Here is an 11,786-nt window from a genome sequence, read left to right as displayed (position 1 = left end):
CAGTCCTTCGGCCAGGTGCGCAACGCGTTCATCCGCGTCGTCAACCAGGCCGACAACAACGAGCTCGCGCGTTACGACCTGAGCGAGGACGCCTCGACCGAGACCGCGATGGTCTTCGGCGAGCTGTACCGCAACGGGGCGGAGTGGAAGTTCCGCGCCGTCGGCCAGGGTTACGCCTCCGGCCTGCGCGGCATCGCGCAGGACTTCGGCGTCAACATCTGATCCGACCTGATCCGACCTGGTCCGTCCTTCCGGTGTCCGGTCCGCTCATCGCGGACCGGACACCAGGGCCGGGACACCACGGCCGGGACACCACGGCAGGGACACCAGCGCCGAGGCACCGGCTACGGCCGCTGCCGCCCTAGAGCTCCTTCGCCGGCCAGTCGAGCAGACGCGCGCCTATCGCCGCCGTCTGCAGCATGTAGCGGTGCTGCGGATCCGTGGGGTCGGAGCCGGTCAGCCGGTGGATCCGCTCCAGCCGGTACGTCAGGGCGCGCACGCTCAGTCGCAGCGCCCGGGCCGCCTGCGCGGCGACGCACCCCGCGTCGAAGTACGCGTGCAGTGTGTCGAGCAGCGGCTGGGCGCCGCCTCGCGCCTGCTGAAGCGGTCCGAGCGCACTGTGCACCAGGTCCGCCATGGCCTCCCGGTCACGGGCCAGCACCGGGAAGACCAGTAGGTCCGCCGCGTACAGGACCGGTTCGTCGAGGCCGATGCGGTCGGCGAGGTCGAGGGCGTTGAGGGCTTCCTCGTACGAGCGGACGACGCCGCCCGCGCCCGGATGGGGCCGGCCTATGGCCGCGCGTCCGCCGTCCGTCGCCGCGTGCGCCTGCTTGGCGAAGTAGCGCACGACCTCCTCCTGGTCGGCCGGCACCACGCAGATGAGCCGGCCGTCCTTCGTGGTCAGCAGGATCCGGCGGTCCCCGAAGCGGCTGAGCAGGGCCGCCTCCACGGACCGCGTCACCGGATGCGTGTCGTCGTACGGCTCGGGCCCGGCGGCGACGGCGACGGCATGCGCGTGGGCGAGCCGCAGCCCGAAGCGTTCGGCGCGCTCAGCCAGCCGGCCCGGGTCGCTGCGCCCGTACAGCAGGTCGTCGATGAACTCCCGCCGTGCGGCTTCCTCCTGGCGCACGGCCAGCCGCTGCGCCCGCTCGTAGCCGCCCGCGAACGCGTCGATGGCCTGCTCGACCGCCGCGAGCACGCTCTCCGGCGAGGTGGTCCGCGGCCATGACGCCCTGGTGGCCGCCAAGTGCCGGATGACCAGGGCGCGGAGGCCGTGTCCGGACTCGGCGGCCTGCTCGCCGAGCGCCCTGCGGCCCTCCACCTCGTCGCGGGTCAGCCGGCGTCCCGTCCTGCCGACCTCGGCCAGGATCTCCGCGTACCCCGAGAGGTACTCCTCCGGTACTTCTTTGACTGTCATGCGCATCCCCCCACTGATCACCCGGAACCATCCGGCCGCCGGTCGCGTCATGCGGCCGGGCACCCGGCATCAACGGTGCGTAAAGACTGCCGGAACCCGGCAATGCGAGCAACTGTCGGCCCCTGCCACGATGGGACCGCTCCGGAGCACGGGATGCTCCGGATGCTGTGACTCGGCAATGGGATACGGGGGTCGAAACGGTGAACGAGTTCCTGTCGGCCGCCTTCTCCTTCCCCACTCTCCTGTTCAGCGCCGCGCTCGCCGTGGTGTTCGTCTTCTGGCTGCTCGTGCTTCTCGGCGTCGCGGAACACGACACCTTCGACGCCGACATCGAGCCGTCGGGCATCGGCGCCGCCGGCCTCGGCGGGGTGCCGGTCTCGGTCGCCGCGTCGCTGCTGATCGCGTTCGCCTGGTTCACCAGCCTCAGCGGGTCGGTACTGCTGCGCCGCTCCTCCCTCGCCGGCGTCCCGTACGCCGTCCTCGCCTGCGCGGTTCTCCTCACCGCGGCGCTCGTCGCCTGGTGGGTCACTCGGCGGCTGGTGCGCATCCTGGTCAGTCTCTTCCCCGAGGAACGCGGCCCGTCTCGGCAGGACTTCGTCGGCATGACGTGCACCGTCCGCACCGGGCGGGTGGACGCTCGCTTCGGCCAGGCGGAGGTCGCGGCCCGGGACGGCTCCACCGCCGTCGTGCAGGTCAGAGCGCTGGGCACCGAGGGCGAGGAGCCTCTCGCCGCCGGTTCCACGGGGCTGCTCTACGCGTACGACGAGACCGGTGAGTTCTTCTGGGTCGCGCCCTTCCCGCAGTTCGGTGAACTGCCCGGAGCAGCCGGCTCCTCGTCCGCTGCCTGACCGCCGTCACCCGGCACGTAGCGACCGCGACCGCGTTCGCACCGCTTTCCCGCTCGCCACTCGTACCTCACCTCTCACACGAGGGATTCCTCATGGATGCCATCACTGTGGGCATCGGCGTGCTCATCGCCGTCGTACTGCTCATCGCCGTAGGTCTGCTGCTGATCGTCTCGAGACTGTTCCGCAAGGTCGAACAGGGCAAGGCCCTGATCGTCTCCAAGATGCGGAAGGTCGACGTCACCTTCACCGGGCAGGTCGTCCTGCCGGTCCTGCACAAGGCCGAGACCATGGACATCTCGGTGAAGACCATCGACATCACACGGACCGGCCGTGACGGTCTCATCTGCCGTGACAACATCCGCGCCGACATCCGGATCTCGTTCTTCGTCCGAGTCAACAAGACCGTCGAGGACGTCATCAAGGTCGCTCAGGCGATCGGCACCGCGCGGGCCAGTGACAAGGAGACGCTGCAGGACCTGTTCAACGCCAAGTTCTCCGAGGCGCTCAAGACCGTCGGCAAGCAGATGGACTTCACCGATCTCTACACCAAGCGGGACGAGCTCCGGGACCGGATCATCCAGCTCATCGGCACCGACCTCAACGGCTACAGCCTCGAGGACGCGGCGATCGACTACCTGGAGCAGACGCCGCTCTCCCAGCTCGACCCCTCCAACGTCCTCGACGCCCAGGGCATCCGGAAGATCACCGAGATGACGTCCGTCGAGCATGTGCGCACCAACGAGTTCCAGCGCACGGAGGAGAAGGAGATCACCCGACAGAACGTCGACGCGCGCGAGGCCATTCTCGAGCTGGAGCGCCGGCAGGCCGATGCCGAGATCAAGCAGCGCCGCGAGATCGAGACGGTGCGCGCCCGTGAGGAGGCCGAGACCGCGCGGGTGATGGAGGAGGAGCGGCTGCGGGCCCAGAGCGCCTTCCTGCGGACCGAGGAGCAACTCGGCGTGCAGCGCGAGAACCAGGCACGCGAGGTGGCCGTCGCGGAGAAGAACCGCGAGCGGGTGATCGCCATCGAGAACGAGCGCATCGAGAAGGACCGGCTGCTCGAGGTCATCGCGCGTGATCGTGAGACCGCGCTGACCAGGATCGCCGCCGACAAGGAGGTCGAGGCGGAGAAGCGTGAGATCGCCGAGGTCGTGCGGGAGCGGGTCGCCGTGGACCGTACGGTCGCCGAGCAGGAGGAGTCCATCAAGCGGCTGCGCGCGGTGGAGGAGGCCGAGCGCGAGCGGCAGGCGATCATCATCGCGGCCGAGGCCGAGGCCCAGGAGAAGCTGGTCAAGGACATCAAGGCGGCGGAGGCCGCCGAGCAGGCCGCGGTGCACCGGGCGGCGGAGGAGATCACGCTCGCGGAGGCCCGGGTCAAGTCCGCGGACCTCGACGCACGCGCCAAGCTGCGGCTCGCCGAGGGCATCCAGGCGGAGGCCGCGGCGGCGGGTCTCGCGGCCGTCCAGGTGCGTGAGAAGGAGGCCGACGCGATCGAGAAGGCCGGCCGCGCCGAGGCCGGCGCCGCGCAGGCCCGGCTCCTCGCGGAGGCGGAAGGTGTACGGGCGAAGGGCGCTGCGGACGCGGCGGCCATCGGCGACAAGCTGAAGGCGGAGGCGGCGGGCCTCACCGAGAAGGCCGCGGCGATGGCGGCCCTCGACGAGGCGTCACGTGGTCACGAGGAGTACCGGCTGCGCCTCGAGGCGGAGAAGGACGTACGGCTGGCGGGGCTCGAGGTCCAGCGACAGGTCGCGGAGGCCCAGGCGACGGTGCTGGCCACAGGGTTGGAGAACGCCGACATCAGCATCGTCGGCGGGGAGTCCGTCTTCTTCGACCGGCTGATGTCGTCGATCTCGCTCGGCAAGGGCGTGGACTCGTTCATGCGGAACTCGGAGACGGCGCAGACGCTGGCGAAGCCGTGGCTGGACGGCACGTCGAGCTTCACCGACGACCTGACGTCGGTCCTCGGCTCGGTGTCCACCGGTGATGTGCAGAACCTGACGGTGTCGGCGCTGCTGATGCGGCTGATGAAGTCGGGCGGCGGCGCGCAGCTCCAGCCGCTGCTGGACATGGCGGACCGGCTCGGCCTCGCCGACACCCCGATCGGGGCGCTCGCGGACGGCCACGCACCGGCCGGAGCCGGCGCCGCGGCGCTCAACGGCTCGGCCCCGGCCGCCTGAAACCACCCGCACACGCACCGGTGCTGCCGGACGGGGGTCAGCAGCGCCGGGCGGGTGCGGGTCGGGTCCCCACCGTCCGTGGTGGCGTACGGCGCCGCCGCGGACGGTGGGGACACCCGCCGACCACACGTCGGCGAGACGACGGCATCCCCCACGGGCTCCGCGAGGCCGGAGCCCACCACAGCCGGGAAGCGGCAGGCCGGAAGGGCCTCGTCCGTTCCCGCCGGCAGACGCACCTCGGGCCGCGCGCCCCTCGCAGGAAGCGAGCACAGCCACCATGACCACGCACATCACCGAAGAGCCGCACGCCGGCAGCCTGGACTCCGGGACGTACGAGGTGCTGCGCGACCGGCTCGGCGCCCAGGCGGCGGAGCTCGCCCGGCGGGCCGAGGACCTCAACACCCGCCGTATCGACACCTTCGGCTCGATGGAGCTGCGGCTCACCGGCACCGAGCACCTCCGCACCGAGAGCAACAGCGTGCCGCGTGACATCGTCGCCGTCGGCGACCGTCTGCTGCTCGGCCACAACGTGTCGCCGGGGCTGCGTGCGCGGACCACGGTCGGTGACGTCTTCGCCGTACACGACCGCGAGATGAACCGGCTCGCGGAGGACACCGTGCCGGGCCTCCTCGACGATCCCGCCTTCCGTAGCGAGTTCGAGGCGCTGCACCGCTACTACCAGGGCGCCCGTCTCCTCCGGCTGCGCCGCGTCGACGGCCGGCTGCTGGCCGTCTTCCGGACCGGCGACAAGGCCGACGACATCCGGGTGCTGCGCTGGGAGCTGACGCCGGACGGGGGCGCGCGTTTCCTCGACGCGCGGGGCGAGCGCGATCATGTGCTCCCGCCGTCCCACGACTTCGAATGGACGGCCGCCACCCGCGACGACCATGTGCTCGGCCGCCATCCGCACGTCTCCGTCGGCGGTGAGGTGTTCGTCTCGACCGTCGGCGGCTTCCTGACGGTCAAGACCGAGGACGACACGGAGACGGCCGAGGGCATCCACGCCGAGCCGGTCGTCGAACCGCTCCAGTCCCTCGGGGACGCCGAGATCGAGCACGCCCGTGTCGGTCCGCTCGTCCTGCTGCGCGTCCGCCCGTACAAGGAGGAGGCGTACCGCCACCTCGTCCACAACACGGTCACGGGGACGGTGGTGCGGCTGGACGGCATCGGGCAGGCGTGCCGCAGGCTGCCCGAGGACCAAGGGATCGTCTTCCCCGGCGGCTACTACCTCACGGCGAGCGGCACCGCGCGGACCTTCGACATCGACGCCGGGCTGATCGGCGCGCTCGAGTTCGAGCGGACGGTACGGTCACCGAACGGCGAGGACGTGATGTTCGCCTTCCACGCCCGTGTGGAGGGCCGGAGCCTGCTGCTGCCGTACAACGTGATCCGCAAGGCGGTGGCCACTCCGCTGCTCTGCCAGGGCTACGCCGTCTTCGAGGACGGCACGCTGCTGGTGCTGCGCGCCGACGGCGAGGAGCCGGGCAGGGTCCACCCGACCCAGCGCTGGCAGTCGCCGTTCGTCTCCGACACCTACGCCGCTGCCCGCCCCGCCGGGGAGGGTCCGCTGGCCGTCGTCGGCAACGCGGACCTGGTGCGCGGCATCTCCGACTGCCTGTCCCTGGCCCGTGCCGTCACAGAGACCCAGGACAACCCCACCACCGGCGTGTACGAGGCGCTGTTCGCCGCCTGCGCCCGTGCCGTGGACGCGTACCACTGGCTCGCCGACCCCGAGCTGGGCGACCTCGGTACCCCGCTCGCCGGGATGCGGGCGACGGCCGGGCAGATCGTCACCGAGTACGAGACCGTGCGGGAGCTGACGGCACAGGCCGCCCGCGCGCTGGACGAGGCGGCGGCGCGGATCGCCGGACAGGTGCGCCGGCTGCGGGGCGGGACGCCGCGCGGCGCGGGCGAGTGGGTCGAGGGTCTGACCGGGCTGCGCCGCGCACAGGGCGAGTTGATCACGCTCAAGGAGATGCGGTACGCCGACACCGGCCGCATCGAGGCTCTCGCCGCGGACACCGACGCCGACATCGCGTCCTTCGCGCAGCGGGCCGTGGCGTTCCTGGGGCGCGAGGACGCCTTCGCGGGGCACCACGTCGAGATCGAGCGGCTGACGGCGGAGGCGGAGGCGATCGGAACCGTCGCGGAGGCCGCACCGGTCGGCGAGCGCCTCGACGCGCAGGCGGAGGGTCTGCGGACGGTCACCGAGGTGGTCGCCGGCCTGGACATCGGTGACGCGGTCGTCCGTACATCGGTCCTGGAGCGGATCGCGGAGGTGCTCGGCGGTGTCAACCGGGCCCGGGCCACGCTCGACGGACGCCGCAGGGAGCTCCTCGCAAGCGAGGGCAAGGCGGAGTTCGCCGCGGAACTGGCCCTGCTGGGGCAGGCGGTGACCGGTGCGCTCGCCGTCGCCTCCGACCCACAGGCATGCGACGAGCAGCTCGCCGCGCTGCTGCTGCGCCTGGAGAATCTGGAGTCGCGGTTCGCCGAGTCGGACGACTTCCTGGCGCAGCTGGGCGCGAAGCGGACCGAGGTGTACGAGGCGTTCTCGTCCCGACGGCAGACCCTCCAGGACGCGCGTGCCCGGCGTGCCGAACGGCTGGCGGGGTCGGCGGAACGGGTCCTGGAGACGATCTCCCGGCGGCTCACGACCCTCGGCGACACCGGCGCGATCAACACCTACTTCGCCTCCGACCCGATGGTCGCCAAGGTCCGCCGCACCGCGGACGAGCTGCGTGAACTGGGCGACGGCGCACGGGCGGAGGAGCTCGAGGGGCGGCTCAAGGCGGCTCGCCAAGAGGCGGCACGGGCCCTGCGCGACCGGACCGACCTGTACGCGGACGGCGGCTCCGCCATCCGGCTCGGCCGCCACCGGTTCGCGGTGAACACCCAGCCGTTCGAGCTGACGCTCGTGCCGCAGGGCGACGGACTCGCGTTCGCGCTCACCGGCACGGACTACCGTTCACCGGTCACCGACGCGGCAGCTCCCGGCTTCGCGGACACCCGCCCGTACTGGGAGCAGACGCTGCCCTCGGAGAACGCGTCGGTGTACCGCGCCGAGCACCTGGCCGTCCGGCTGCTCGACCGGCACGGCGCCGCGGCCCTGGCAGGCGCCGACCTCCCCGACCTCGTACGGAAGGCTGCCGAGGCCTCCTACGACGAGGGCTACGAGCGCGGTGTGCACGACCACGACGCGGCCCTCATCCTCGGTGCGCTGCTGCGGCTCCACGAGCGTGCCGGGCTGCTGCGCCACCCGCCGGAGGCACGGGCCACGGCGCAGCTGTTCTGGGCGCACGGCACCGACGAGGCCCGGCGCACCGCGTGGACGCGGCGGGCGGTGTCGCTGGCGCGCGCCCGGGAGACGTTCGGTCTGGCGCCGGCGATCGGCGCGTTCCGGGCCGAGATGGCACGGGAGATGGGGGACGCCCTCGCCGCGGAGTACCTCTTCGAGGAGCTGACGTGCGGCCCTGACGGGTTTGTGACGAGCGCGTCCGCGCGCACCCTGCTGGAGAAGTTCCGCCGCACGGTGGGCACTTCCGCGTACGAGGAGGACGTGGCGGCCCTCGGCGACGACCTCCCGGCCCGCCGGCAGGTCGTGGAGAACTGGCTGGGCGCCTACACCGAGGCGACCGGGGCCGACACCACCGACCTCGCGGAGGCCGTCGCGGTCGAGCTCTGCCCCGGCCTCGCCCGGTACGAGTGCGCGGCGCAGCTCACCGAGCGGGTCGAGGGACTGCTCGGCAGCCATCCGCTCGTCGAGCGCCGCTCGATGACCGTACGGATCGACGAACTGCTGGCCCGTGCCCGGCACTTCCGCGAGGAGGTGGCCCCGGGGTACCGGGCGTACCAGCAGCGCAGGACCGCCCTGGCGGCCGCCGAGCGGGACATGCTGCGCCTGGACGAGCACCGGCCCCGCGTGATGCCGGCGTTCGTGCGCAACCGGCTCATCGACGAGGTGTATCTGCCGCTGATCGGCGACAACCTGGCCAAGCAGCTCGGCACGGCCGACGAGTCCCGGCGCACCGACAGCAACGGGCTGCTCCTGCTGGTCTCCCCGCCCGGGTACGGCAAGACGACGCTCATGGAGTACGTCGCCGACCGGCTCGGCCTGCTCCTGGTCAAGGCCAACGGGCCCGCGCTGGGCCATGCGGTGACCTCGCTGGACCCCGAGGAGGCACCCGATGCGACGGCCCGCCAGGAGGTCCAGAAGATCAATTTCGCTCTGGAGGCAGGCAGCAACGTCCTGTTGTACCTGGACGACATCCAGCACACCTCGCCCGAGCTGCTGCAGAAGTTCATCTCCCTGTGCGACGCGCAGCGCCGTATGGAGGGCGTGTGGCGGGGGGCGAGCCGCACCTACGACCTGCGCGGGAAGCGCTTCGCGGTGTGCATGGCAGGCAACCCGTACACCGAGTCGGGGCAGCGGTTCCGGATCCCGGACATGCTCGCGAACCGTGCCGACGTGTGGAACCTGGGTGACGTGCTGACGGGCAAGGAAGACGTGTTCGCGCTGAGCTTCGTCGAGAACGCCCTCACCTCCCACCCGCTGCTGGCTCCCCTGGCCGGCCGCGACCGGACCGAACTGGAGCTGCTGGTCCGCCTCGCGTCCGGGGACGCGACCGTGCGGGCCGACATGCTCGGCCACTCCTACGCACCTGCCGAGCTGGAACAGATCCTGGCTGTCCTGCGGCATCTGCTGACCGCCCGTCGCACGGTCCTCGCCGTGAACTCGGCGTACATCGCCTCCGCGGCGAGCAGTGACGAAACCCGTTCGGAACCGCCGTTCCGGCTCCAGGGCTCCTACCGCAACATGAGCAAGATCGTGGAGCGGATCAGCCCGGTGATGAACGACGCCGAGCTGGCGGCCGTGATCGAGGACCACTACACGGGAGAGGCCCAGACGCTGACGACTGGCGCCGAGGCGGCCCTGCTCAAGCTGGCGGAGCTGCGAGGGACGCTCACCGGGGAACAGGAGGCGCGGTGGGAGGAGATCAGGACGCGGTACGTGCGCGCCCAGGCCCTCGGCGGACCGGACGGCGACCCGCTGACACGTGCCGTCGCCGCTCTCGGGCTGCTCGCCGACCGGGTGGCGGCCGTGGAGTCCGCGATCACGCGGGCCGCCGACCCGCGCCACCTGCTGGCACGGCCGCAGGGACGCCACGCGGCTCACGCGGCTCACGCGGCTTCCCCGGCGGGGTCGTCGGGGTCGTCGGGGTCGTCGGGGTCGTCGGGCCCAGCGCCGTCCGACGGCGGGCCCGTGGCACCCGAGTGACCGCTCGCGGCCGGGGCGGCGCCGTCGGGCGGCGGGCGGCGGGCGGCGGGCGGCGTGCGGCGGGCGGCGACGGGCGGGGACGGAGACGGCGGACCTTGGCCGGGCAGCCGATCGATCGCCCGCGGCCGGTGCCGTTCCCGCGGCCCGGAAGCAGGTGCAGCGGCGAAGTTATCCACAGGCTGCGGAGGACGCGGGCGAAATCCGCTTTCATTGAGGGCATGAGCGACGCACCCACCACGCCCGACATGCCCGTCAGCCCTCCCGTGCCCGACTGGGAGAAGCGGTTCCGGGCGCCGCGCGTCTCGCTGCCCGACTGGGCGGAGGACGCACCGGACCGTTCCCTCTTCGTCTCGAACGCGACGGGGACGTACGAGCTGTATGCCTGGGACCGGTCGACGGGCGAGCAGCGCCAGGTCACCGACCGGCCGAACGGCACGACGGACGGGATACTCACGCCTGACGGCGAGGCCGTCTGGTGGTTCTCCGACACAGACGGCGACGAGTTCGGCATCTGGATGCGGCAGCCGTTCCACGGCGGGGACGACGTGCCCGCGGCGCCCGGCCTGGAGCCCTCCTACCCGGCGGGTCTCGCCATCGGCCGGGACGGCACCACCGCTGTCGTCGGCCGCTCCACCGACGAGGACGGCACGACGATCCATGTCGTACGGGAGGGTGCGGCGCCCGTCGAGATCTACCGGCACCGGGAGTCGGCGGGGGTGGGCGATCTCTCGCACGACGGCTCGCTGCTCGCGATCGAGCACACCGAACACGGCGACGCCATGCACTCCGCGCTGCGCGTGACCCGCCTCGACGGCAGCACGGTCGCCGAGCTGGACGACACCCGCGGCGGCACGGTGGAGCTGGGCCTCGAGGTGCTCGGTTTCGCGCCGGTCGACGGCGACACCAGGCTGCTGGTCGGCCACCAGCGGCGCGGCCGGTGGGAGCCGATGATCTGGGACATCGCCTCCGGCGAGGAGACCGAGCTCGGCATCGAGCTGCCGGGCGATGTGAACGCCGAGTGGTATCCGGACGGTTCCGCGCTGCTGATCGCGCACAGCTTCGAGGCACGCGGCGAGCTGTGGCGCTACGACCTGGCGACGCGCACGCTGACGCAGATCGAGACCCCGGCCGGCTCGGTCTCCGGCGCGACGGCCAGGCCGGACCGCACGGTGGAGTACCTGTGGTCATCGGCGGCCCAGCCGCCGAGTGTCCGCTCGACCGGCGGCGGCGTGGTTCTCGACCCCCCTGGAATGAAGGCACCCGCCTCGGTGCCGGTCGAGGACGTCTGGGTCGAAGGCCCCGGCGGCCGTATCCACGCCTTGGTGCAGAAGCCGGCCGGTACGGACGGCCCGCTGCCCACCGTCTTCGAGATCCACGGCGGCCCCGCCTGGCACGACAGCGACTCGTTCGCGGCGGGTCCCGCCGCCTGGATCGACCACGGCTACGCGGTCGTCCGCGTGAACTACCGGGGCTCCACGGGCTACGGCCGCGAGTGGACGGACGCGCTGAAGCACCGCGTCGGACTGATCGAGTTGGAGGACATCACCGCGGTGCGCGAGTGGGCGGTCGGCTCGGGCCTCGCCGACCCGTCGAAGCTGGTCCTGGCGGGCGGCTCATGGGGCGGCTATCTCACCCTGCTGGGCCTCGGCACCCAGCCGGAGGCATGGGCGGTGGGCCTGGCGGCGGTCCCGGTCGCCGACTTCGTCACCTCGTACCACGACGAGATGGAGAACCTGAAGGCGCTGGACCGCACGCTGTTCGGCGGCAGCCCTGAAGAGGTGCCGGAGCGTTACGAGGCGTCGTCACCGCTGACGTATGTGGACGCGGTGCGGGCCCCGGTCTACATCTCGGCCGGTGTCAACGACCCGCGGTGCCCGATACGGCAGATCGACAACTACGTGGACAGGCTGGCGGCCCGAGGCGCGGCCCACGAGGTGTACCGGTACGACGCGGGGCACGGCTCCCTGGTGGTGGAGGAGCGGATCAAGCAGGTGCGGCTGGAGATCGACTTCGCGGAGAGGCATCTGAAGGGGGCGGCGACGCAGCGGTGACCTGACGGGACCGGCCCG

The 11,786-nt window shown here is 72.1% G+C and carries 6 protein-coding genes; 5 read left to right on the top strand and 1 reads right to left on the bottom strand.

What is annotated here, in order from left to right:
- Positions 1-222 (top strand): TerD family protein (locus AB0K36_RS31590; RefSeq protein WP_364600771.1); only part of this gene is annotated, 222 nt, incomplete at its 5' end.
- Positions 223-361: 139 nt separating this feature from the next.
- On the opposite strand, the gene AB0K36_RS31585 is transcribed toward AB0K36_RS31590, so the two are convergent.
- Positions 362-1,417 (bottom strand): PucR family transcriptional regulator, encoded by a 1,056-nt coding sequence (locus tag AB0K36_RS31585; protein ID WP_364600769.1) that lies wholly within the window; start codon positions 1,415-1,417, stop codon positions 362-364.
- Positions 1,418-1,617: 200 nt separating this feature from the next.
- Between AB0K36_RS31585 and AB0K36_RS31580 the strand changes: the two genes are divergently transcribed.
- From AB0K36_RS31580 to AB0K36_RS31565, 4 genes are all read left to right on the top strand, one after another.
- Positions 1,618-2,265, top strand: coding sequence for a hypothetical protein (locus AB0K36_RS31580; protein ID WP_364600767.1), 648 nt, complete (start codon positions 1,618-1,620; stop codon positions 2,263-2,265).
- Between the two features lie 92 nt (positions 2,266-2,357).
- Positions 2,358-4,442 carry an SPFH domain-containing protein gene (locus AB0K36_RS31575; RefSeq protein ID WP_364600765.1) on the top strand — a complete coding sequence of 695 codons (2,085 nt, stop codon included), beginning with the start codon at positions 2,358-2,360 and terminating at the stop codon, positions 4,440-4,442.
- Positions 4,443-4,719: 277 nt separating this feature from the next.
- Positions 4,720-9,717, top strand: a complete 4,998-nt coding sequence (locus AB0K36_RS31570; RefSeq protein ID WP_364600764.1) for a DNA repair ATPase — start codon at positions 4,720-4,722, stop codon at positions 9,715-9,717.
- Between the two features lie 218 nt (positions 9,718-9,935).
- Positions 9,936-11,768, top strand: coding sequence for a S9 family peptidase (locus tag AB0K36_RS31565; protein WP_364600762.1), 1,833 nt, complete (start codon positions 9,936-9,938; stop codon positions 11,766-11,768).
- Positions 11,769-11,786: the final 18 nt, after the last annotated feature.

The sequence above is a fragment of the Streptomyces kurssanovii genome (genome assembly GCF_040677245.1).
Taxonomy (GTDB): domain Bacteria; phylum Actinomycetota; class Actinomycetes; order Streptomycetales; family Streptomycetaceae; genus Streptomyces; species Streptomyces kurssanovii.
Note: the sequence above shows the minus strand (reverse complement) of the source record. Positions and strands in the feature narration are given on the sequence as shown.

Bases quoted from the DNA above. Each gene is read 5' to 3' on its own strand.
- AB0K36_RS31570 (WP_364600764.1), top strand. From the start codon at position 4,720: ATGACCACGCACATCACCGAAGAGCCGCACGCCGGCAGCCTGGACTCC.
- AB0K36_RS31565 (WP_364600762.1), top strand. From the start codon at position 9,936: ATGAGCGACGCACCCACCACGCCCGACATGCCCGTCAGCCCTCCCGTG.
- AB0K36_RS31575 (WP_364600765.1), top strand. From the start codon at position 2,358: ATGGATGCCATCACTGTGGGCATCGGCGTGCTCATCGCCGTCGTACTG.
- AB0K36_RS31585 (WP_364600769.1), bottom strand. From the start codon at position 1,417: ATGACAGTCAAAGAAGTACCGGAGGAGTACCTCTCGGGGTACGCGGAG.